The following is a 22,154-nucleotide window of genomic DNA, read 5'->3' as shown; positions in this document are numbered from 1 at the left end:
TTAGCTCCTTTAAAAGATTGGCTTGTTGTCATTAAATAGGGCGTTCTTATCAAATTACAAACCAAAAAAGACCTTTCAAAAGAGTGCTCCTCCTTCAAAAGGTCCTTGTTATTGCTATATTTTCTGTTTTATAGACTTTGCATCCATTAAAATCCTTGTTTCCTTTAGCCGCTGCATATTGTAAGAAGATTCCTTCATTAATGTTTCATCCAAATAAGCAGGATGGGTCATTATTTCGATGCTTTTTCCACCTTCTACTTGCTCATGTAAATTTTCAAAATAGCTATCCGTAACTCCATCACCATAAAAATCATCTAAAAAGACATCTGTTAATGTTTGAATATCCGTAAAATGAGTGCCTGCATTTCTTACAGGTAACCCGTATTTTTCTGAAAGCTTTTTTATTACTGGATAAAATTCTTTTATTCCATGCACATGATGATGACTATCTAAATGTGATGGAGTAAGATCGGCATCAAAGCATTTTTCAATTTGCGCTGTCCATTCTCTTTCTAGATCATCCAAGCTTATTGAAACCGGATTTTTGTAAACAAAGATTTGCTTTTTAAAATTCCCCGCTTCATCTATAAGGCTTGGAACATCCTCTAAAAGCGGCCTTCCCCATGTTAACACAAGATGGACACCTACCTTTAAAGATGGTGTATCTTTAGCTAAGGAAATGGCATGCTTTGTTGCCTTTGCATTCATCATCATCGTTGCAGACGTAACAAGTCCCTTGAGATGGGCATCAATGATTCCATAGTTAACTCCTCGACTAAGACCGAAATCATCTGCATTAATAATCACTTTTGTCATGGATTCGTCTCCTTTTAAAGCCTATGGAGCCATCAATTTATATACACAGCTCAGCTTTTTTTATACAAACACTTTTTTCCGGAAAAACTGTGGTAAATACGCTCTATGTGCTTCTAGCATTTCATCAAGAATTAGCTTAGCAACTCGGTCACTTGGCACGAGTGGATTAATGGTCATGGCAAGCAGCGCTTTCTCATAATCGCCAGAAATAGCTGCTTCAATAGCTACTCTTTCAAAGGATTTGATTTGCATAACTAATCCTTGAACCGCTATTGGAAGCTCTCCAACCGTGATCGGCTTCGGTCCGTCTTTCGTAATAATACAACTGACTTCCACTGCTGATTCATATGGAATTCCCGTAATTGCACCATGGTTCACTGTATTGACTGCTTGGATATCACATTTATCCATATACATAGAACGAATTAGACGAACAGCAGCATCGCTATAGTATGCGCCTCCACGTTTTTCTAACTGGGGAGGTTTTATAGCAAGTTCTGGGTCTTTATATAATTCAAATAATCCCGCTTCTAATTTTTGCACCACTTCCGCACGAGTTTCCCCTTTTTCCGCATCCTTTAACTCCTGTGCAAGTACATCTCCTGTTTTGTAATAATAATTGTGATATGGACAAGGGAATAAATTTAATCCTCTTAAAAATGAAGGCTCCCAGCCCATCGCATGAATATTTTTCATCGTAATTGCTTTGTCAGGGTCTGTTATTAATTCGATTATCTCACTCTTCACACTTTTGCCGTCAACAAACACATCAATTCCGTAAACCATATGATTCAGACCTGCGAAATCTATTCTTACTCTTGCAGGATCGACATTCAATAAATCCGCAACCCCTCGTTCCATTCCAATCGGTACATTGCATAAACCAACAACTTTTGAAATCCCACTGTAGCGCAAAACTGCTTCTGTTACCATTCCAGCAGGGTTTGTAAAGTTAATTAACCAAGCATCGGGACAGAGTTCTTCCATCTCTTTCGCTATTTCCAACATAACTGGAATAGTCCGAAACGCTTTAAATAATCCGCCAGGTCCGTTTGTTTCTTGACCAATGACGCCATGCTTCAACGGAATTTTCTCATCAAGCGCTCTTGCTGCAAGCTGCCCCACCCGCAATTGGGTTGTAACAAAATCAGCCCCGCTAAGCGCCTTTCTCCGATCTAATGTGAGAAAAATATCAATCGAAACACCCGCCTTTGCTACCATTCTACGCGCTAATTCGCCGACAATTTCCAACTTTTCTTTACCTTCTTCAATATCAACAAGCCATATTTCTTTTACAGGTAATTCTTCATGGTACTTAATAAAGCCCTCGATTAGTTCAGGCGTATAGCTTGAGCCTCCACCTATAGTAACTATTTTTAAGCCTTGGCTCATTCTGCCATCCCCTTTCTCGTTGTCTGTTGCAAAACTTCTTCTCGCAATTCAATAATCTCAAGAGCAAGGTCTTTCAATGTCATTGCTGTCATTAGGTGATCTTGTGCATGGATAAGGATAATCGGAATCATAAATTGGTCCCCACCAGCCTCCAGATGGAGTAATTTTGTCTGGATTTTATGAGCCTCTGATAGTTCCGTATCTGACTCTGTTAACTTCTTTTTGGCAGCATGAAAATCCTTTTTTTTCGCATCCTGTATGGCTTCCATCGCAAAGCTTCTCGCATTTCCGCTATGTAAAATCAGCTGAAAGGAGAGTTGGTATAATTCTTCCGTATTCACCTTATTTCCCTACTTTCTTTCAGACACTTACAGAATCGGAATCTTTTGCAAGCTCTGTTTTATTTTTTGAATCAATTTTGACCTGCGCATAAACAAATGGTAAATAAACAACCGTTGATATAAGTAAATTTAAAGCAGCCAAGCCAGCCCCCAGAAAGCTTCCCCCAGTCGCTAAGTAGCCGCCGACTATCGGTGGTGTTACCCACGGAATTTTTGCAGTTACTGGTGGGACAATTCCGTATTCAACTGCAAGATACGAGATAATAGTTGTAATAACAGGTCCAAGTACAAACGGAATAAACCAAATTGGATTTAAAACAATTGGTAGACCAAATAGAATTGGCTCATTAATTTGGAAAACACCCGGAGCCCCACCAAGCCCAATCATCTGCTTATATCGTTTTCTTCCTGCAATAATCATGGCAATAATTAATCCTAAGGTTGCACCGGCTCCACCTAAAAACACAAACGCATCGAGAAATGAACCTGCAAGGATATGATATTCTCCTAATGCTTTTACTCCCGCTTGAGCTAAATCGATGTTTTCAGCTCCTGTTTTTTCAAACAAAGGCGTCGTAATTCCACCTAATACATTTGTCCCGTGTAAGCCTAACATCCAGAATAAGTGTATTAACAATACACTTAATATGGCAAAAGGAAGAGAATCAACAGCATTTGTTAATGGGGATACAATCACTGTATTTAACCAATCATTTAGTACCTTTCCATCTGTAACCATTCTGAAAACTACCCCAAATAGTCCTGCTAAAAAAATAGTTCCCATACCTGGCACTAATTTTGCGAATGACTTAGAAACAGCTGGCGGTACCCCATCTGGCATTTTTATAACCAATGCTTTAATTTTAGATAAACGTAAGAAAATTTCTGTTGTAATCAATGCTACGATAATGGCTGTAAATAGAGCAGTGGCGTTGAAATAATTAACAGAGACTAACCCCCAGACTCCACCTGCAACTGTTTCAGTCGCAGCTTCATCTATTGGTAATGTGACATTTGCTGTTTGGGGCAATAATAAGAAAAAACAGGCTGCGGATATAAGCATTGCTTCAAAGCCCTCATCTCCATAAGATTTAGCTAATTTATAGGAGATACCAAACACTGCAAACACAGAAAGAAAAGCAAATGTTCCAAACCATATATCCCCACCTAGCGTTGACCAGTTTGGACCAAATATTGCTTCCATCATTCTTCCATATGGCGGAATAATTTGCCCAAGATTATTAAAAAGTACTGCAAAGGAACCTACAATAGTAATAGCAATCATACCAATTAATGTATCCCTAATCGCAAGCAGATGTCTTTGATTACCGAGCTTTAATGCAAATGGCATAATAAATTTCTCAATAAATCCCATCATTTCTTTATTCCCCCTTAATTAAAGTAGTGGCTTGTTCCAACACTTTTTCACCATCGCATAGTCCGTAGTCTTGCGGGTTAATGGTTGCAACAGGAATCCCTTTTTGATCGCCTGCTTTTTTTACTTGAGGCAATAGAAATCGTACTTGAGGGCCTAACAAAACGACATCAGCGTTCTCTATCTCGTCATTCACTTCAGAGGTTGCTATCGCCCAAATCTTGCAGTCTATCCCTTGTTTTTTTGCACTTTGTTCCATCTTCGAAACTAATAAACTTGTAGACATTCCAGCTGAACAACATAATAGAATATTCAATAATTCATCCCCTTTTAATTGATAGATTATTCTGACTTTTGATTTTAAAAAAACGGATATCCCTTCTGATTATTTTACTTGCGAATTCCTCGGCTAGTCTGCTTTCTTAAGTGAGATAAAGAAATAGGGAAAACCCTTGTCTATATTGTAATAACAAATTGTTTATATTTCAATATATTTTTATTTGTTATTACAAATTTATTAATTGTTTGCTTATTAAGATTAGAAAAGATATTCTATACATATAGATATTACGGAGGGAAACGATTGTGGAAGAAATAAACAAAGAAGCTGCACTGCACTCCATTGTAAAAGAGTCTATTATCAACATGATTAAAAGTGGCGAATATCAACCGGATACTAAATTGCCAACTGAGGCAGAATTTTGCAAAACGTTTGGAGTTAGTAGAACAACCATCCGCACTGCACTGCAACAGCTAACGGTGGAAGGATATGTGTACCGAGTGCAAGGGAAAGGTACCTTTGTTGCGGAAAATAAAGTAAAACAATCTTTAACTAGTACAGTGGAACAGTTCTCTGAACAAATTATGATGCAGGGGAAAGATCCATCTATAAAAGTACTACAGCTTAAAGTCATAGAAGCCACAGACTTCCTTGCCAAACAATTTAACCAAAACATAGGAGAACCAGTTAACTGCCTAGAACGGATGCGTTATGTAAACGATGCTCCTCTTCAATATGAAATCTCTTATCTACCCTGGTATAAAGTACCTGGATTAGATAGTTCGGCATGTGAAAAATCCTTATATAAAATGCTTGAAACAAAATACAATATTAAGATAAGCAAAACAGTAGAGCATCTTGAATTGATTTTGGCAGATGACACGATTTCTAAGATGTTAAAGATACCAGCTGGCTCCCCTTGTTTTTTATTGGAAACTTTTGCTTATGCAGAGGATGAAACAGCTATTGAATATTCAAAGACGATTTATAGAGGTGACAGAGCGCACTTTGTCATTGAACGGAATTATTAATTAGTAAGAATAGGTGGGTATTTGTTACTACAAATATCCGCCTGGATTAAAAGATGGTTTTCTAATGAAGTAACTTCTGGTGACTTTTACTCCGGGATTTGGCTAAAGTTATTTTTCTTTATAAACTCTTCTTTTCTATACGAATCTAGTAAAAGCTTGCTTGCTCTTTATGAACACCCTTTTTCTCAACCAACCTATTAAATATGGCTTTCATCCTCTTTATGAAAACTCTTTTTTCCACAAATAATCCACATTACACCCTTTCAGCTCTTCACCAAACAGTTTTTTTCCACAATAAATTCCTAATGCCAGTTTTCCGACCGAATATTTCTTTCTCATTACCACTTATTTTTCCACAGAAGCACCAAATTTACTATATTATCCACATTTTATCCACAAAAGCAGTCGATTTACTCACAAAAAAACCGATTAGCACAAGTCACATGACTTTCCTAACCGGTCCTAATATCTATTCTATTAATTTTGGTTTAACATTTGAAACGACTTTATTTTTACCAAACGACTGACTAGCACTAAACCGATGATAGCCCCTGCAAAACTACTAACAGCAAAGGATGGCAGGTAAAATAATGCCCCTGTCTTTGTGCCTAACAAAACGGAAGCATAAGGCACTGCAACTAAAGAAGCAATGATTCCTGTTCCAACAAATTCTCCTAATGCAGCAAAAATCGGCTTCGAGGTTTTATGAAATAGATAACCTGCCAAAAGTGCACCAATCATACTTCCTGGGAAGGCTAATAAAGATCCAGTTCCTAATAAATTTCTTAACAGTGAAGTTGCAAAGGCAATGATCACTGCCGGAATTGGACCGAGTATGACTCCAGCTATTACATTTAACGCATGTTGAACTGGGTATGCTTTGGCAATACCTGCTGGAAACCAAAGAAGGGTGGAACCATATGTGCCAATAGCAGTAAACATAGCCATTAACACTAGAAGTTTCGTTCTTTTCAAATTCATTTCCTCCTCTTAATCATTTTAAGCATAAAAGTAACGGCACCGACTGATACGTAGGAATGAATACATGAATATCGTCTATTTACATACTGACCATTGATAAACAACAAAAAAGCCAGATCTAAACAGACCTGACTGATAAAGTCAAAAAGAAATAGAGTTAATCTGCTACTTCCCTACGCTGGCATAATCCAGATCAGGTCTTTAGGGTTAAAAAACGAACAGGTTTTTCTCTCAGCCATCACCTGGCACCCCTAGTAGTCAATATATGCTTATGCTCTTTATTGTAACTTATTTCCTTTCTAACAAAAAGCACTATTTTTCTTTAATTAAAGGTATTGGAGTATCCTTTCAACTAACTAGTATAGAACACTTCTAGACTACTTTACTCTTCTGACAATTTATCCACAAACTGCATGTCGATTAATTCATCGTAGTTATAGCCTTCTGTGTATACACCCGTCTTTTCTACGACATCCATTGGTTTTGCTACAGATTCTTCGGAAATATAGCCATCTTTACTCCATAATTCATCTGCATAAGCTCGATCTAGCGAAGCCTGCAGACTTTCCACTGATGTGGAAGGGAATTCCGCTTTTAGCACTTGCATGGATAGTTCCGGATTATCCTCCACTGTTTCTAATCCCTTTAATACTGCTCTGACAAAGCTCTCCACTACTTCTGGCTCTTTTTCTATTGTGGATTTTTTGACACTGACAACTGAATACGGATAATCTCCTAAACTAGCGAAGCTATAAAACGGTTCTTTCCAGACGCCTTTGTTCATTCCTTCTGTAATTTGTGGTTCTCCTCCGTTTGCAATATCAGCATTCCCAGATTCCACTAGGGACACAACTGCACTTGCATCAGCTGGTTCTTCTAGTGTTACATCTTTTTCAGGATCCAATCCTAACTCCATTAACAGCCATCTTGTCAACAGGTTGGGGCTTCCTCCATATCGACCCGCAGCAATCGTTTTTCCTTTTAAATAATTTGCCAGCTCTTCCTCATTCTCACTATCAACTGGTTCATCTGAATTTCCCATCAAATAGACATTTGCTCGATTGACAACATTGACTACTGACTGAATAGGATCAGAGCTTCCCAGATTCGCCATTTGATTGGAATCTGGTCCGCCAATTACTCCCCAAGCATCTCCGCTCACAACAGAAGTAACATGAGCACCTCCTGTTGCTGTTATAACTTCTACCTCCAGTCCCTCTTCTTCAAAATAACCTTCCTCTATCGCAACATATAGTGGAAGATAGCCAATCAAGTGAACGGGCTCAGAGATAACAAGCTTTCGCAAACCATCCTTCGTTTCATTTGCCCCCTCATGTGAACTACATCCAGAAAGGATCAACACAATACTAAGACATGCAAGTAAAAAAATCCTGCACTTTTTCAAAGGTAATGCCCCCTTTTTATATATAAATAGAATGGGAAAAATGATTAGTGGATTGAAAAAGGAAGATGAATAAGAAGTATAATGTGGATGATGGAACTAACTATTCTATTTCATATATATGGAGCATTTTTTCTCATTATGTGCTTTCCAAAAGGAAAATATCTTATTCAACATTTCTCCCTTTTAACAGAAGCTTTTCTATCCATACAGTAGCAAAGTACATAACAATCGATAAGATGGACAATACTGCTACTCCGACCCAGACGAGATTAATGTTCATAATTTGGCCTGCATATAGAATCATTCTGCCAATGCCTTGTCTGGAGCTTATAAATTCGCCAACGATGGTACCTGCCAAAGCTAAAGCAATATTTATTTTCAAACTACTTACAATCCATGGCATCGTAGTTGGTATGACAACTTTTGTGAAGACATGCCATCTCTTGGCACCGAGAGAATACATTAATTTTTCCAAATCCTTATCTACTGCCTTCACACCACTATATGCCGCAAGAGCTGTAGTAATAATGGTCATCATAAAAGCGAGAACTACTTTGGAGCCAAAGCCTATTCCAAATAAAATAACAAGGACCGGTGCCAAAGCTAGCTTCGGGACGGCATTAAATGCAATTAAATACGGTTCTGAAATACGAGAATAATAGTAGGACCACCAGAAGGAAAGCCCTAATAAGGCGCCAAAAAAGGTTCCTAATCCAAAACCAAAGATGGTTGCCCCTGATGTGTATATTAAATCATTCCATAACGAGCCCTCTGTCCAAGCTATATAACCTGTTTTCCATATCGTAGTTGGACTGCTCCAATAATAGGAATCAATAACCTTCCATTTGGACAGCAGTTCCCATGCTAGAAGAAAAAGAATTCCAAAGCTCCATTGTCCTATCCGGGTAAAATTCTTTCTCCTTTTCGCAATGGCTTCTTCATCCTCGATATAAAATTCTCTTTTTGTTTCCATACATAGCCCTCCTTCCTTATTCTGTTTCTTCATTCGACTTCAGCGCTTGTAGAACATATTCCTTTAATTGAATAAACGCAGGGTCCAGAAGGGTTTGTTCAGTTCGTGGTCTCGGTAAATGAATGGATACCTTTTCCTTAATCGTTCCCGGTCTTGGTGTGAGAATATATATTTCATCAGATAAAAAAATGGCTTCATCAATATCATGTGTGATAAAGAGAATCGTTTTCTTAAAATCTCCCCATATTTGTAAAAGCCATTCCTGCATAAGCAATCGCGTTTGTGCATCCAATGCTCCAAAAGGTTCATCCAATAAAATAACATCTTGATCATAAAGCAAAGTCCTTAACAAAGCTGCTCGTTGTCTCATCCCTCCAGATAATTCCTCTGGGAAATGTTTCTCAAATCCTTCTAATCCGTATCTTTCTAACAAAGGCAAGGCTCTTTGGATTGCCTCTTTTTTCGGAACACCTTTTACTTCTAATCCTAAAATCACATTATGGAGAATATTTCTCCACGGCAGGAGCAAATCTTTTTGGAGCATATAGCCGACATGCCCACTTTTACCAACAATATCTTTTCCGTCTAAAAAGACATGACCAGTAGATGGTTTTATTAATCCAGCAATAATATTAAATAACGTTGATTTTCCACAACCACTAGGACCAATGATACTGACAAATTTCCCCTCTGGAATCTGCAAATTCGCATCCTTTAATGCGAAAAATTCTTTTCCATTTTTCCGAAAAACCTTACTACTTTTTATTACCTCTAATTTGTACAACCTGCATCCCTCCCCATTCTGAAATATTCATTGTATTTGCGTATTATTTACATAGAAATTCTAGATTTTCAATGAACGTTCCACATTTCTAAACTTGCTCTTGCTATACTATATGTAAAAATAGGCGAATGGGATAATTATTATAGAAAAAAGCTATCTAGTTAAAAAAACCTTTCTTCTGCTTTTTTAATAATCTGAAAATTATAACAAACACAGATAAATTATGTGTTAAAATGAACGTATATTTTTTTTCAAGAACTGGAGTCCTGTACATGTTACAAAAAATGAATGCTTTTCTTGGAAAGTGGATGCCGATTTTAACCCCTGTGAGTGTAGTCATTGGTGTATTGCTAGCTGGTGTATTGAATCATGTTGCTTTCTTAGTACCATGGATTTTTGCGGTTATGACTTTTGTAGGTAGCCTGACATCTAACTTTAAATCGGTGAAATATACAATTACTCACCCGCTATCTTTACTGTTAACACTGGCAATTCTTCATATCATCACTCCTTTATGGGCTTTTATGATCGGACATCTATTTTTCCAAGGGGATGCCTATACCATTACCGGTCTTACTTTAGCGGTTGTTATTCCAACTGGGATTACAAGTGTTATTTGGGTTAGCCTATATAAAGGAAATATTGCACTAACGCTAGCTATTATCTTGCTCGACACCCTGCTTTCTCCATTTCTTGTGCCTTTGAGTATGAGTCTATTCGTTGGAGAGGCTGTACAGCTAGAGGTTTGGGGAATGATGAAGGGGCTACTTGGAATGATTGTTTTGCCCTCGATTGCTGGTATGGCTTTTAATCAATTTTCAAAGGAAAAAGCAAAAGTATGGAATCAGACACTTTCTCCCTTTTCCAAAATTGGCTTAGCGCTTGTTGTTAGTATTAATAGTTCTGTCGTGGCCCCTTACTTGCGGAATATTGATAAAAAGTTTTTTCAAGTGGCACTTACTGTTTTTATCATTGCATTATCTGGTTACCTTTTTGCTTGGATATTAGGAATTTTAACGAAACGAAGCAAAGAGGAGATCATTGCCATGATTTATTCTGGGGGCATGAGAAATATTAGTGCGGGGGCAGTGCTAGCTGTAAGCTTCTTCCCACCTGCAGTGGCCGTTCCCGTTGTTATCGGCATGCTATTCCAACAAATTTTAGCAGCGTTATATGGCTACTTCATCAAAATAGTGTATGAGAAACCTTTCATTGGAAAAGTCAAGGAAGGGAAAATGTTGTGAATTCATTCAAAAGAAAAATGGGTAACTCTTTCTATAGAGAAAGTTACCCTACTTTTTCATTTCCATAATTCTCCTTTTAAATCCATCTCTCCTTTTTTCATCCCAGAAACAAAAGGATGCCCTTTTACATAGTATCGTAACGGTTTTGAAGTCCACTCTTCTTTATTGGGAATACCGATTCTTGCTGATTCCTCTATTTGTGATGGTGTTTTTCCATCCGTTATAAATAATGAACTTCTATTTATTACATCTCCATTTAAGGATTTTGTGATTTCTATTGCTTTCGTTAATTTCCCAGGGCCATTACAGATTGTTACACCTGTTGTTTTTCGATTACGTTCCATCCATTCTATTCCGCCAAGGGGTTCGATTGCTCGAATCAGGACAGCCTGCGGATCACCCACTTTTTTTGTTACAATATTTAGCATCTGATGGGTATGCATTGTGTAAATATAAATTGTCCCCCCTATTTTATACATGGATTCTAACCTAGGGGTTCGTCTTCCAGCATAGCTATGACAAGCCATATCCTCCACCCCAATATAAGCCTCTGTCTCCACAATATAACCACTATACGAATGAGTCGGCGTCTGGTGAATAAGAATCTTTCCTAACAGTTGTCTTGCAATGTCTTCTGTTGGCTGGTTTATGTAATCAATCATTGTCCTTCTCCTCATTTATTTCTTACTAGTTTACTTTTCTTTTCCCCCAAAAAGAAAGAACCATCCCTTTGATTATAGAGATGATTCCATTTCTTCTGACTACCTATTGCTCAATAAGTTCTTTCTCTTTCGCTAAAGCAGCTAATCCCGCCTGATTCAATGTGTTCCACGGTTTATTAAAATGTGGTTGGAAGAAGAAATCGATAAATCCTAATTCTTCGATCGTCATTTTCGTTTGAATACATACAGATAATGTGTTCATCATTTGTGTAACATCTGCTTTTGAAATCAACTGGGCACCTAAAATTTGTCTCGTCTCTTTATGGAAAAGAACTTTTAAGCGAATTTCATGGAATGTTGGCATAAATTCAGGGCGATCATTATCAATAACTTCTACTACTTCATAAGGAATATTATTAAGCTTTGCAGTTACTTCCGTTAAACCAGTCGATGCCATATTCAATCCAAAAATATGCAATCCTGAAGTCCCTTGTGTCCCCATATACTTCAATGGATGCCCCGCAATATTGTGTCCTACCAATGTTCCCATTCGAACAGCATTGGTCGCAAGAGGGATATATACTTTTTCTCCTGTTGGATTGTAATTAACCGCACAGCTATCCCCTGCTGCATAAATATCTTGGTTACTTGACTGCATATATTCATTAATCTTAATTGCACCATTAGGAAGCAGGTCTACTTTTCCCTTTAACAGATTGGTGTTTGGTCTAAAGCCGACACATAGGATAACTAAGTCTGTTTCATATTCGCCTTTTGTTGTATAAACCTTTGTTACTTTTCCTTGTTCATTTCCTACGAATTTTGTTACCGTTTGTTGTAATGCTAAGTGAATATTGCGCTCTGCAAATTCAGCCTCTACTACATCTGTAAATTCCTTATCTAAGTACTTATTTAAGATTCGATCTTCACTATCAATTAATGTTACGTTTTTTCCATTTAATGCAAATGCTTCTACTAACTCTACACCAATATATCCAGCTCCGATTACTGTCACGTTCTTTACATTCTTGGATCGCTCAATAATTTCATTTGCTTGATTATAGTTTTTGGAGAGCAAAATATTATCCAAGTTAATGCCATCGATTGGCGGAATAATTGGCCAAGAGCCTGTTGTCATCACTAATTTATCGTAGTGATCAATCTTTTCTTCCCCTGTATTTAAGTCTTTCACCCGCACTTCCTTGTTTGCTGTATCAACCTCTAATACCTCATGCTCCATATGCATGGTTGCACCAAGGGATTTCAGTTCCTCTGGTGAGGAATAAAATAATTGGCTAGCATCCTTTGCGACCCCACCAACGTATAAAGCAATTCCACAAGATAAAAAGGAAACATTATTATTTTTTTCATATACTGTTATATCTATATTTTTATTTAAATTAGCTAATGTTTTTACTGCTGCTGTTCCAGCATGTGTACATCCAATTACAACTACTTTCATCGTTTAAAAACTCCTTTTGTGATAAATTAAATGTGAAATACTTCACTTAACGAGTGAAAAAAATCACATATATTGTGATAAGATTCACATTTTGTTCACACCTTTATTATACATCGAATATTTGTTAATGCAACTATTTTGTGATGTAATTCACAAGAAAAAACATAGAAATTTATTCCAAAATATAAATTTGGTATTCATACAGGATTTTTGAATAATTGAATAATTATTTTTCTAAGCTCTTACAATTCTAATGAGGATATTAATTTCTGCTACAGGGGGTCACTTCAGCGGAAGAAGACCGCGGCTCATCGCGAGCTCCACAGAAAGCGAAGTGTATTCAGTTTGCGGGTTATAACAACAAATAATTTTTATAAAATTCAATAAAACCCCGAACAATCATACGGAATTCATACTGATTGTTTGGGACTTTATTTAGCTAGAATACTTATGTTCCAACCCCTTTTATCTACAATCTGAAAGCCATTATTCAAGTGCTATTTAAATTCCTTCTACTCCTTATTTTTCACCGTAATATCTACTAACTCATGAATAGATTGGTCCAATGCTTTTTCATAGCCCGAAGGATCGGATAAGGCACGCCAGCCTTCTTTCCGTACAATAGAGAGAGCCTCTTCTATTTCTTTATCCTCTATGCCAAGTTCTTTTAATAAAAGAAGGGTTCTTTCCAATGCACCAACCATTCTTAGCGGCCCATAATGTGCAGGCTCGCAATACAACCCTTTTGCACTTGTAAGAACATATCCTGCATAATCTCTAGCAAGCTCTAGTACCTTCTCACTCTTGATTGACTCCGTACTTGTCAAAGGAAATTACCTCCTCTTTTAATCTGCTGTTCTTTTTTCTTGGAGCCTCTTTGGAGTAGCCTAAGCTGATTAGAAGCTCTGGTTCCATCTCGTTTGGTAGCTCCAATAATGTCTTAATGGCTTCTTTGTGAAAAGATCTGACCGGGCAATTTCCGATACCTAATGTATGGGTAGATAAAAGAATATACGCAGCTACTATTCCCAGATTCACAAAGCGCAGGACTTCCTCTGAATCTTTTCCCCCTTTATTTAGGGCTTCTGTTGGGTTAGAACACAAAACAATAACAGCGGATGGATTTCCTGATAAACCTGGAGAAAACCTTTTTATTCTCTTAAGCTGCTCTTTGTCCTGAACAATAATGAAGTGAGATTCTTGGGCATTACTTCCCGATGGACTATGGAGGATACTTTGTTCAATGGCTTCTATTATTTCTGAAGACAGTTCCTTGTTTTCTTGAAAGGAGCGAGAACTTCTCCTTGTTTCAATTGCGTCTAGCACATCCAATATTCATTCCTCCTTTAAAAAGAAAATCCTCTATTTTCTAAAATACTTTTTAAATTTTCTCTTAAACTAGCAGAAGCAGCTATCGTTTCTGGTCTTGTGCATCTTCTTGCCGTATGTTCTCTCCATCCATAGTCAACACCATGCTTCTCAGGCTCTCCTGCTAAGGAAACTCTGCGTCCATCATAGGTTTTACGGGAAATCATTGTCTCATCATATTGTTCTAGCAGTTCATCTAGATTTTCAGTTGTATATTTTTCCTTATGGACAGTAACTTGTTCTGGCAATCTCGGCTTTATGCCTCGTCTCACGCTTGCTTTTTCATACCCTATCGATAATCCTGAAACAGCAAAAACACCTTCTGGAAGACCAAGCTCCTCTGCAACAGCATCAGGATTGTTTCGAATAGAACCTACTGGTACACAGCCTAAACCTAATGATTCAGCAGCAACAAGTGCATTTTGCAAAGCAAGCGTTGCATCCATAGAGGAAAGGAGAAACATTTCAAGCGTATTAGATAAAAAAGTATACCCCTGGGCTTCGGTAACATATTTTAACCGGTAAATATCTGCACAGAAGACAAGAAACACTGGTGCTTCCTTGATAAATGCCTGATTTCCAGACAATGAAGCTAACCGTGCTTTTCTTTGTTCATCTTCTACCACTATCATGCTATATGCTTGCAAGTTGGAAGAGGTAGGAGCACTTCTCGCTGCAACTGTAATCGCTTGAAGCATATTAGCTGGAAGATCTTTCGATTGAAAGGCCCTTACCGATTCATGTGCAGTCAAGATCTCGATTGTCTCATTAAATAAATGTTCTTCTCGTGATAATCCTTCTAACTCTACTCGTGTACCCCGTTTTTCCCATTTCACTACTTGCCCTCACCACTTTTTCTATTTTATTAGAACTCCATTCTCCATAATCAATGTCTCATCCAAATAAACAGTTGGTTTCGTGACAACGCCATCTATGTGAACACCAGCGGAAATAGTGCCTCCAAATGTGGCATTGCTTCCAAATGCTACATGAATCGTTCCATATACTTTTTCATCCTCCAATACCACACCTGTAATCCTTGCCTTATCGTTTGTTCCTATGCCAAATTCCCCTAGCAATCTGCCTTCCTCTTTACCTAATATATTTAATAAAGAATCCGCCTCTTCTCCATCCGCCTTCACTAACCGTCCTTCCTCAATAGTAAGAGTAAGCGGGCTGCTTAGCTTTCCTATTCCAGCTACTGATCCATCCACTACAATAGTGCCAGATGCGGAGCCTTCAACTGGTGCTATATAGGCTTCACCAGATGGGAGGTTACCTGATTCTCCTGGATTTAAATACATTCCAGTACTTGGGATTCCTTGTCTTTCTGTTACATCAAACTCTAATGAATAACCATCTTTTTCGATTCTTACATGCTTTCCTTTTGTAAGTAAGTCTGTTACTTGTTCTGTAAGTATTTTCACTTGTTCGTAATCTGCGGAAATGGCTCCTTCTAAGAACATATCCTTCGTTATTCCTGGCATAGTCGCAAGCCTAGTTCCTGCTTCAGCCGCCTTTTTTCTTGCTTGTGTATGTGTTAACGAGTGTTCGGTTACACATACCACCACATCTGCAGCTTTCATTGCTCCTGCAACGGTAGCTGGTGGTTCTTGTCCCGACTTTTCTCTTTGTTGCATAACCATTAGCATTGTTTCTGCCTGTAACGCTTTACCAGCTTCATATAATGATTCCGCTATTTCCTTCTTTGCTTCATCTGCTACAATAAGAAATAACTCCCCCTCTTTAATAGCTAAACAATTTGCTAACACATTTTTGCTTATTTCTACCATTTTCCCATTCATTTTCAATCCCTCCTCTTATATCATTTCTGACACTAATTTGGCCATTATTGCATTTGAAAGAATTACTGGTTTATCGGCTATTTCAGCGACCATCTCTCTGGCATACTCTGTATATCCCATACAATCTAACAAAATTATATCTACTTCCTTCTTAAGCTCTAAGGCTGCACTTTTAAAGTTTTCCACATCCATCTTGTATGGTGAAGCAACTTTAAAAACAGGGTTCAAACCAAATGGTGCATATTTAGGGAAAGATGTTTTTATTTGGTTCTCAAGCGGCACAATTACTCCAAGCTTTCTATTGCCTACTAACGCATTGATTGTTGGGGGGATAATATGATCTGGTTCAATTAAATAGGATTTCTTTGTCTTTAATCCTGGAAAGACACCTGTGCATAACAACAATATTTGCGTTATTCCCAATTCTTCTAAATAGTAGATTTTCTCCTGTAAAATTGGCTTTATTTTTTCTCGAGACATAATCACCGATTCACTTGTTACTAACCGGGATGTTAATACATAATCACCTTCTTCAGGAAATAAATTCTTTTCAATATACTCTTTAGACATTCCATCTAATACTCCAACCTGAATAATTTCTGCTTTGTCTACATACTTCTCTAAAATAGGTGCAACATCTGATCTTGGAGCTTGACCTATTGTAATCATTCCAAGTTTCTTCATAGAAACAACTCCTTTTTATAAAGTAACTATCATCATTCACTTCGTACAAGTTATACCAATTGAGCTATACGCTCTTTCATGCTAATAGTTAAAAGGAGGAAGCAATGCTCCCTCCCCATAATACTAACTTAGGACTGTGAAGAAGCAGCTTTCCCCATCGTTTGTAGTACCTTCATTGAACCATATAATGTTGTCATTCTATTAAATTCATCTTGATCATAAAATTGGCAAGTACCACCAGTTGTTTCTTTTGCAACCTCTACTGAAAAACGAACTGCATCCGCAATATCTGTTTCATGGCTTGCACCTGTTCCACATCCTGGCACAATCGATTGAGCTGTTATTGCCAATCCAATAACAGGAGCATTTGTTGCCACAGATGGCTGTAAAATAGAATTAATATGATACAAATCATTACCATATGGTGTTATATCTTGTGAAGTAATAGGGAATGTAATCGGAAATTTCCCTGTTGTCATTTCCATAATTCTTAACAAGTCCTCACTTACTCGAAGGATGTAACCTTCTTTTACAGTTGGAGAAAGGGCTATACCTTTATGATTAACTACTCTATTTCCCTTTGTTGTATCAATCGAAATAATACTGTCCATCTCTGGTATTACTTCATGTTTATTCATTGTTAATATATCAACTGGAGAATCCATAAAGTCTACAGGTTCATGTGGTCTTGTTGGCGCATCTGGACAAATATGTGTGGAGACGATAACATCTCCCGGCAATACATCCCCTTTATCCTGCATATCTGCTAGCTTTAATGCAGAAGCAACAGCAGCTACTGCTCCATCTGCATCTGAAACTAATCCAATTCTGCTCGGACGTGCTCCAATCCCTCCCAGTCTGCCGATAATCCCTACTGTCGGAGCGGTGCCGCCACTTGATTTACCTTCTGATCCGGGAATTGTAATTTTAATGAAGTCTGTACTTCCTTTTTCCCCCGTTACTTTTACAACATCTGTTTGTACATTTGGATATTCTTTAAATAAATCCGCAACCATCTCTCCTGTTACAAATGCATTATCTAATGTTTCTAACGCTACTAAAGTTTGTTTTAAAACCATATGTTAATCTCTCCTTATTTATAGATAAGAAATAATCTCTTTATTTATTATTTTTTCAATAGGTTTGATCAGCTTTTGATTGCTCATCGTACTACTTAAGAGCAATTTCTCCTTTGGAACAGTAATCACAACCACTTGCTGACTCTTTTCTATTTCTGCTGTTACAATTGGTCTTGCGGTTTTAGCATCCAATGTCATAATAAGATCCGGGAAGGTACCAAATCTCTCTCCCTCTTTTTCAATAGTCATATACTCATTCCAGAAGGTCATCTCATAGCAGTCATTAATTGTTACATTTCCTACATCGAAACCACCAACGGTCTCTAATGCAAAAGCAGACACTTCTCCTTCTGTTACAACAGAACCTCCTAGTTCAGAAACAACTGCTTCAATGGCAGATTCTCCTTTTTCAGACAACAAAGCTCTGCCTAGTTGAATCGCCTGTGAAATCGCCCCTTCTGCCCCATTTTTCTTGGCATACCCCACTGTAATCGGATTTCTCGCAACCGCCACTAGGCCTCCAGCTTCAACAGACAATTGACGAACTGTTTTTGCTGTAGTATCGAGTGAACCGGAGAGAAGCATTTCTACATACTTATCTCCCTTTCCACCTATCGCTGCTTGATGAGAAAGATAGGTCGGAATTTCTGATAAATTTAATGACCCCATTGTTCCAGTTGGATGGGCTCTTCCATTACAAGGAAGGTCCACTACTGGTAATCCAGTCATAGCTGATTGAAACCAGCCATTTACTGTTGTTCCAGCCCCATTTTCATTGGTAATGATTCCTTGTAAGGGCCGGTCCAGCTTACTGGCTAATAGTTCAATTGCTTTGACATAATGAATGGGTTTTACATATTGCTCCTTTGCTGCTGGAGCACCAACTAGCGAAACAGTTACTAGTAAATCTTCCTCTGCCATTTCCTCTGCCGTTTTTAAAATAGGCTGGCCAACCTCTAACGCAAGACGGCCGATTTGGAGACCATCTTCAATTTTCCCGCCGCCTCCACCACCGAGAACGGCACCACCATATACGGCAAACTCTACGATTTGTTCATCTAATTTCATTGTCACTTTTCAATTCCTCATTTCCCTAATTTAAATACAGAGTTAAAGAAACTATATAGTGCATCTCCAGCAATAAACCCTGCAGCCAGTATACTCATTGGCGTTTCTGCTTCTTTCCCTTTTTTCTTCACCCAAATTAAACGAATGGTAATACCTACCAATACAGCAATTCCTGCATATGGAGTTAAAATTAATAATCCTGTTGCAAACATAACGCCTAACTGACGACTTGAACCACCAAGTATTTGCAGAATTGCACCAGGAATTGCCCATATTAGCAATTGACGAGCTACTTCCATTGATGTACCTGCCTCAATAGTGGAGACATATACAGCATCAATTGGAGGAACTAGATTATTTGCAAAATATCCTTTATATGTAACAAGCACAGTTAGTAGCGCTACTCCAAAGGCAACCAAAGACGTCATATATTGTTGCCTTCTTCCATCTATTTCATATTTTTTATCAGAACCATTACCTCTAAGAATATGTCCAGTTTTAAAGTCATAACCCATATCTGCAAAGGCTGGACCTGTTGCTGCACTGAAACCAGCAAGTAAAGCAAGCGCTAACGGTGGGAAACCGATCATCATTCCGATAAGGAGCGTAATAAACGCAACAGCAAACGCTGGAAACCAGCCTGAATGCATGGCTGCAATACCAACAATTAATTCATGAACAAAAGCAGCAAACGCAGCAAAAAATAAAAATCCAATTAACATGCCAACTGACATATCTGTAATAAGACCACCTGTTAAGGCAATAATTAAAGCAATAATCATATAAACAATAAATCCAATTCCTAAAGTCTTTTTAGCTACTCCAATAGGTGTTGTAAAATTGGAATCATCTTGTATATTTTCTAAAGAAGCGGCAACCTCTTGATTTTTTCCCTTTTGTTTTCTTTTATCTTTGCCGAAAATCAATAGCGCCACTTGGACTAATGCCACGATTCCAGCACCAATCATAATGCCATGGGGAATATAAAGTGCATTTACATCTACACCAAAAACAGGAATAGAATATTGACGGAATAGTAAGCCAATTCCAAACATAGTTAAAGCCCAAATATTACCGATAAATGCAACTCCAAAGGCAGACATAGGGATATGTAGAATAGAACCAATGATTCCAATAAGTGTTCCTATACCAAGAAGCCCTGCCCGTTTTCCGCCTTTATCTCCTGCTACTAGAGCTTGTGCCGTTGCTACTCCTGGTGCCCATGTACCAGATGCAGGAAATAGTTTTGAATCAAATAATTTATATAAAATTGCTGCATCTGCAAACATAGCCAATGTAGCACCTATTAGCATCGGAATAATTAAATCTGGAGCACCTATTAAAAAAGGAATTCCTATTGGAATTAATAAGCTATTTGCAGCCCCGAATGTCGCTGCAGATATAGATGTTTGAACTAAATTTTGTCTATGGATAGACTTATATCTTTTAAACATAGTGACTGGAATTCTAGCAATCAGCATAGCAATAAGTGCACCTATGATAGATGTATTTGGTGTAACTCCTAAGGATACAATGATCTGCATCCCAATAATTGCCCCAAATACCGCCGTAACAATTGTTAAAATAAGAGAAACAGGTTCAAATAGACGAGGGTGTTTTTTTTCTGATTCTACTTGTTTCATATACTTGCCTCCAAATTTTTTCATTTTATAGAACAACATGAATACTCTATTACAAACAAAATCTAGTGTTTCGATTTTTTCAAAAAAAGAATGGGAAAAAGCTTCCTGCTAAACAACTCTTGATGAATGACACTTAACAGTACTCCATAGATTACCAGAGAAGTCCCTACTAACTGTAAACTGGATACCTTCGTGTCATATAGCCAATAATCCAACAGTAATGTAATAATTGGCTGTAAATTAAGGACAATAGCAGATTTTGCTGCTCCCACTGATTTCATTGTGTTGTTCCACATTAAGGTTGTTATTCCCTGACCTATCAGAACGGATAAAAAAGCAATTAACCACATAATCAACGGTTGATTCCAATTGATATCCACACTTACCAATATAAAGGGATCAAACATTAGGCTTGCTATTAAAAAGCTATAAGTGGTAATGATTAAAGGTGAAATCCCCTTAGAAAGCATTCTTACAAAAATTAGATTACAAGAAAAAGTCACTGTAGCTCCGAATAACAAAATGTCTCCAATATTATATTGAAATCTTCCATTTGCTGATAACACAAAATAAACGCCTAAAAGTGCAATAATACTACTTATAATTAATTTTCTAGTGATTTTTTCTTTTAATATAACTCTGGCAAGAAGTGCTGTGATAAGTGGAGCCATACTAAATATAAGTGACGCATTTGAAGCTGTTGAATATTGCAATCCAGTAAATAAAAAGATTTGATTAAAGACAAGTCCAATCAAGCCTGCTAAGAAGAAAAGAATCAGTTCTTTCTTTGTTACTTTTACAAAGGAGTTAGTAAAAAACACAATGATTATAAAGAAGAGTGAGACCACTGTTAAACTGAAGGCTGATAGGAACAATGATGAAAAATTAGTTAATAATAACTGGCGAGCTAAATAATTGGCTGCCCATATTACTACACAAAATATAAGAATAAAATAATGTTTCACAAAGAAAAAAACCTTCTTTCAGCATAGCAACGATAAATTTTTGTCAAATCATGCTTATACTACTTGTGTAAAGGAACGATATAATTGTGCGGCAAACTGCCCTTCTGCTTCTACTGCATCAATAATTGGCACTTTCAATTCTTGGCGTAATTGTTCTGCGAGTCCAATTGTAGAAAAACCTGTACACGCAAATACAATTACTTCGGCACCCTGATTTAATAAAGACTTAGCAGCTTTTAAACCTTTTTCTTTTCCTTCTGCTTTCATTAAATCTGTCGTATTTTTTACATCCTCTGGGACAGCGGAAGCAACCAAAAGTTCCCCTAAAAGCTGTTTCATAACTTCTGGTACATCTTGTGTTATTCCTAAAATCCCGACAGGTTTTCCAAAGGAAAGAGCTGTTAATGCAGCAGCACTTCCTGCCCCAATTACTGGTATGGAAACTGCTTTTCTTAATTCTTCTATTCCAGGATCTGCAGCACAGCTAATAGTGAGTATCTTTGCTCCCTTTTTCTCCATCTTTTTTCCTAGCTCTACAATTTTTGGTACAGCTTCAGCTTCTGAAGATTTATCATAAATACCAAGTGCTTGTTCTGGAATACATTGATTATCCGTTGGCAAACCATATACTTCTGAAATTATTTTTCCATGTTGGTTCAATACTGTTTTATTCTCCGTTGTAAAAACACGAATTACCCCAATCATTTCAGCACACCCTCCTAAATTAAATTTTCTGAATATTTATATTTTAACTTCAACACCTTCTTGTCACAATGTCCCGAAAAAACAAAAAACA

At 37.5% G+C, this 22,154-nt stretch carries 23 protein-coding genes and 1 riboswitch; of the genes, 2 read left to right on the top strand and 21 right to left on the bottom strand.

The window, feature by feature from the left end; all coding sequences use genetic code 11:
- Positions 1-114: 114 nt before the first annotated feature.
- Genes chbG through ACWNMZ_RS23200 form a run of 5 tightly spaced genes read right to left on the bottom strand, consistent with a single transcriptional unit; the run spans position 115 to position 4,240 of the window.
- Positions 115-816 (bottom strand): chitin disaccharide deacetylase, encoded by a 702-nt coding sequence (gene chbG, locus ACWNMZ_RS23220; protein WP_031537685.1) that lies wholly within the window; start codon positions 814-816, stop codon positions 115-117.
- Between the two features lie 60 nt (positions 817-876).
- On the bottom strand, positions 877-2,208 hold the full coding sequence (locus tag ACWNMZ_RS23215; protein ID WP_048717424.1) for a 6-phospho-beta-glucosidase: 1,332 nt from the start codon (positions 2,206-2,208) through the stop codon (positions 877-879).
- The gene (locus ACWNMZ_RS23210; protein WP_048717427.1) at positions 2,205-2,549 is read right to left on the bottom strand and encodes a PTS lactose/cellobiose transporter subunit IIA; all 345 of its coding nucleotides are present in this window, start codon (positions 2,547-2,549) and stop codon (positions 2,205-2,207) included. The genes ACWNMZ_RS23215 and ACWNMZ_RS23210 overlap by 4 nt, the downstream gene beginning before the upstream one ends.
- Positions 2,550-2,568: 19 nt before the next feature.
- Positions 2,569-3,927 (bottom strand): PTS sugar transporter subunit IIC, encoded by a 1,359-nt coding sequence (locus tag ACWNMZ_RS23205; protein WP_048717429.1) that lies wholly within the window; start codon positions 3,925-3,927, stop codon positions 2,569-2,571.
- Between the two features lie 4 nt (positions 3,928-3,931).
- On the bottom strand, positions 3,932-4,240 hold the full coding sequence (locus ACWNMZ_RS23200; RefSeq protein ID WP_048717431.1) for a PTS sugar transporter subunit IIB: 309 nt from the start codon (positions 4,238-4,240) through the stop codon (positions 3,932-3,934).
- Positions 4,241-4,509: 269 nt separating this feature from the next.
- On the opposite strand from ACWNMZ_RS23200, the gene ACWNMZ_RS23195 reads away from it, so the two are divergent.
- Complete coding sequence (locus ACWNMZ_RS23195) at positions 4,510-5,235, top strand: GntR family transcriptional regulator (RefSeq protein ID WP_048717433.1); 726 nt, start codon at positions 4,510-4,512, stop codon at positions 5,233-5,235.
- 477 nt (positions 5,236-5,712) lie between these two features.
- Here the strand turns inward: ACWNMZ_RS23195 and thiW are convergent, their stop codons facing one another.
- From thiW to ACWNMZ_RS23175, 4 genes are all read right to left on the bottom strand, one after another.
- Entirely contained in the window at positions 5,713-6,210 is a 498-nt protein-coding gene (gene thiW, locus ACWNMZ_RS23190; RefSeq protein ID WP_048717435.1) for an energy coupling factor transporter S component ThiW, read from the bottom strand.
- A 159-nt stretch (positions 6,211-6,369) separates the two neighbouring features.
- Positions 6,370-6,479, bottom strand: a riboswitch (TPP riboswitch).
- A gap of 119 nt (positions 6,480-6,598) precedes the next feature.
- Positions 6,599-7,621 (bottom strand): ABC transporter substrate-binding protein, encoded by a 1,023-nt coding sequence (locus tag ACWNMZ_RS23185; RefSeq protein WP_109768776.1) that lies wholly within the window; start codon positions 7,619-7,621, stop codon positions 6,599-6,601.
- Between the two features lie 163 nt (positions 7,622-7,784).
- Positions 7,785-8,594: an ABC transporter permease gene (locus tag ACWNMZ_RS23180; RefSeq protein WP_031537682.1), complete on the bottom strand. Its 810-nt coding sequence runs from the start codon at positions 8,592-8,594 to the stop codon at positions 7,785-7,787.
- Positions 8,595-8,610: 16 nt separating this feature from the next.
- Positions 8,611-9,378 (bottom strand): ABC transporter ATP-binding protein, encoded by a 768-nt coding sequence (locus tag ACWNMZ_RS23175; protein WP_349205098.1) that lies wholly within the window; start codon positions 9,376-9,378, stop codon positions 8,611-8,613.
- Positions 9,379-9,650: 272 nt separating this feature from the next.
- Here ACWNMZ_RS23175 and ACWNMZ_RS23170 point away from each other — a divergent pair, with 272 nt between their 5' ends.
- A complete protein-coding gene (locus ACWNMZ_RS23170; protein WP_449598928.1) occupies positions 9,651-10,622 on the top strand; it encodes a bile acid:sodium symporter family protein in 972 nt (323 codons plus the stop codon).
- 56 nt (positions 10,623-10,678) lie between these two features.
- Here the strand turns inward: ACWNMZ_RS23170 and ACWNMZ_RS23165 are convergent, their stop codons facing one another.
- The 12 genes from ACWNMZ_RS23165 to ACWNMZ_RS23110 all read right to left on the bottom strand — a co-directional run bounded on the left by ACWNMZ_RS23165 (position 10,679) and on the right by ACWNMZ_RS23110 (position 22,063).
- A complete protein-coding gene (locus ACWNMZ_RS23165) occupies positions 10,679-11,281 on the bottom strand; it encodes a DNA-3-methyladenine glycosylase (protein ID WP_449598935.1) in 603 nt (200 codons plus the stop codon).
- A 106-nt stretch (positions 11,282-11,387) separates the two neighbouring features.
- On the bottom strand, positions 11,388-12,746 hold the full coding sequence (locus ACWNMZ_RS23160) for an FAD-dependent oxidoreductase (RefSeq protein WP_449598927.1): 1,359 nt from the start codon (positions 12,744-12,746) through the stop codon (positions 11,388-11,390).
- A gap of 512 nt (positions 12,747-13,258) precedes the next feature.
- Positions 13,259-13,573 (bottom strand): DUF6092 family protein, encoded by a 315-nt coding sequence (locus ACWNMZ_RS23155; RefSeq protein WP_449598926.1) that lies wholly within the window; start codon positions 13,571-13,573, stop codon positions 13,259-13,261.
- The gene (locus tag ACWNMZ_RS23150) at positions 13,545-14,072 is read right to left on the bottom strand and encodes a nitroreductase family protein (RefSeq protein ID WP_449598934.1); all 528 of its coding nucleotides are present in this window, start codon (positions 14,070-14,072) and stop codon (positions 13,545-13,547) included. Before ACWNMZ_RS23150 ends, ACWNMZ_RS23155 begins: the two co-directional genes overlap by 29 nt.
- A 20-nt stretch (positions 14,073-14,092) precedes the next feature.
- Entirely contained in the window at positions 14,093-14,950 is an 858-nt protein-coding gene (locus tag ACWNMZ_RS23145; protein WP_449598925.1) for an NADPH-dependent oxidoreductase, read from the bottom strand.
- 21 nt (positions 14,951-14,971) lie between these two features.
- Positions 14,972-15,919, bottom strand: coding sequence for an aminopeptidase (locus ACWNMZ_RS23140; protein ID WP_449598924.1), 948 nt, complete (start codon positions 15,917-15,919; stop codon positions 14,972-14,974).
- Positions 15,920-15,934: 15 nt separating this feature from the next.
- Entirely contained in the window at positions 15,935-16,603 is a 669-nt protein-coding gene (locus ACWNMZ_RS23135) for an AroM family protein (protein ID WP_449598923.1), read from the bottom strand.
- Between the two features lie 128 nt (positions 16,604-16,731).
- Positions 16,732-17,682: a DUF1177 domain-containing protein gene (locus ACWNMZ_RS23130; RefSeq protein WP_449598922.1), complete on the bottom strand. Its 951-nt coding sequence runs from the start codon at positions 17,680-17,682 to the stop codon at positions 16,732-16,734.
- A gap of 18 nt (positions 17,683-17,700) precedes the next feature.
- On the bottom strand, positions 17,701-18,750 hold the full coding sequence (locus tag ACWNMZ_RS23125; protein ID WP_449598933.1) for a DUF917 domain-containing protein: 1,050 nt from the start codon (positions 18,748-18,750) through the stop codon (positions 17,701-17,703).
- Positions 18,751-18,767: 17 nt separating this feature from the next.
- The gene (locus ACWNMZ_RS23120) at positions 18,768-20,393 is read right to left on the bottom strand and encodes an OPT/YSL family transporter (RefSeq protein ID WP_449598921.1); all 1,626 of its coding nucleotides are present in this window, start codon (positions 20,391-20,393) and stop codon (positions 18,768-18,770) included.
- A gap of 62 nt (positions 20,394-20,455) precedes the next feature.
- Complete coding sequence (locus tag ACWNMZ_RS23115; protein ID WP_449598920.1) at positions 20,456-21,358, bottom strand: DMT family transporter; 903 nt, start codon at positions 21,356-21,358, stop codon at positions 20,456-20,458.
- Positions 21,359-21,412: 54 nt separating this feature from the next.
- A complete protein-coding gene (locus ACWNMZ_RS23110; protein ID WP_449598919.1) occupies positions 21,413-22,063 on the bottom strand; it encodes an aspartate/glutamate racemase family protein in 651 nt (216 codons plus the stop codon).
- Between the last annotated feature and the right edge of the window lie 91 nt (positions 22,064-22,154).

This window comes from Niallia sp. Marseille-Q9988 (assembly GCF_976954375.1).
Note: the sequence above shows the minus strand (reverse complement) of the source record. Positions and strands in the feature narration are given on the sequence as shown.

What these genes read in the sequence shown, in the direction of transcription:
- ACWNMZ_RS23135 (WP_449598923.1), bottom strand. Translation starts at nt 16,603, where the DNA reads ATGAAGAAACTTGGAATGATTACAATAGGTCAAGCTCCAAGATCAGAT.
- ACWNMZ_RS23125 (WP_449598933.1), bottom strand. Translation starts at nt 18,750, where the DNA reads ATGAAATTAGATGAACAAATCGTAGAGTTTGCCGTATATGGTGGTGCC.
- ACWNMZ_RS23205 (WP_048717429.1), bottom strand. Translation starts at nt 3,927, where the DNA reads ATGATGGGATTTATTGAGAAATTTATTATGCCATTTGCATTAAAGCTC.
- ACWNMZ_RS23170 (WP_449598928.1), top strand. Translation starts at nt 9,651, where the DNA reads ATGTTACAAAAAATGAATGCTTTTCTTGGAAAGTGGATGCCGATTTTA.
- ACWNMZ_RS23120 (WP_449598921.1), bottom strand. Translation starts at nt 20,393, where the DNA reads ATGAAACAAGTAGAATCAGAAAAAAAACACCCTCGTCTATTTGAACCT.
- chbG (WP_031537685.1), bottom strand. Translation starts at nt 816, where the DNA reads ATGACAAAAGTGATTATTAATGCAGATGATTTCGGTCTTAGTCGAGGA.
- ACWNMZ_RS23110 (WP_449598919.1), bottom strand. Translation starts at nt 22,063, where the DNA reads ATGATTGGGGTAATTCGTGTTTTTACAACGGAGAATAAAACAGTATTG.
- ACWNMZ_RS23180 (WP_031537682.1), bottom strand. Translation starts at nt 8,594, where the DNA reads ATGGAAACAAAAAGAGAATTTTATATCGAGGATGAAGAAGCCATTGCG.
- ACWNMZ_RS23130 (WP_449598922.1), bottom strand. Translation starts at nt 17,682, where the DNA reads ATGGTTTTAAAACAAACTTTAGTAGCGTTAGAAACATTAGATAATGCA.
- ACWNMZ_RS23160 (WP_449598927.1), bottom strand. Translation starts at nt 12,746, where the DNA reads ATGAAAGTAGTTGTAATTGGATGTACACATGCTGGAACAGCAGCAGTA.
- ACWNMZ_RS23215 (WP_048717424.1), bottom strand. Translation starts at nt 2,208, where the DNA reads ATGAGCCAAGGCTTAAAAATAGTTACTATAGGTGGAGGCTCAAGCTAT.
- ACWNMZ_RS23140 (WP_449598924.1), bottom strand. Translation starts at nt 15,919, where the DNA reads ATGAATGGGAAAATGGTAGAAATAAGCAAAAATGTGTTAGCAAATTGT.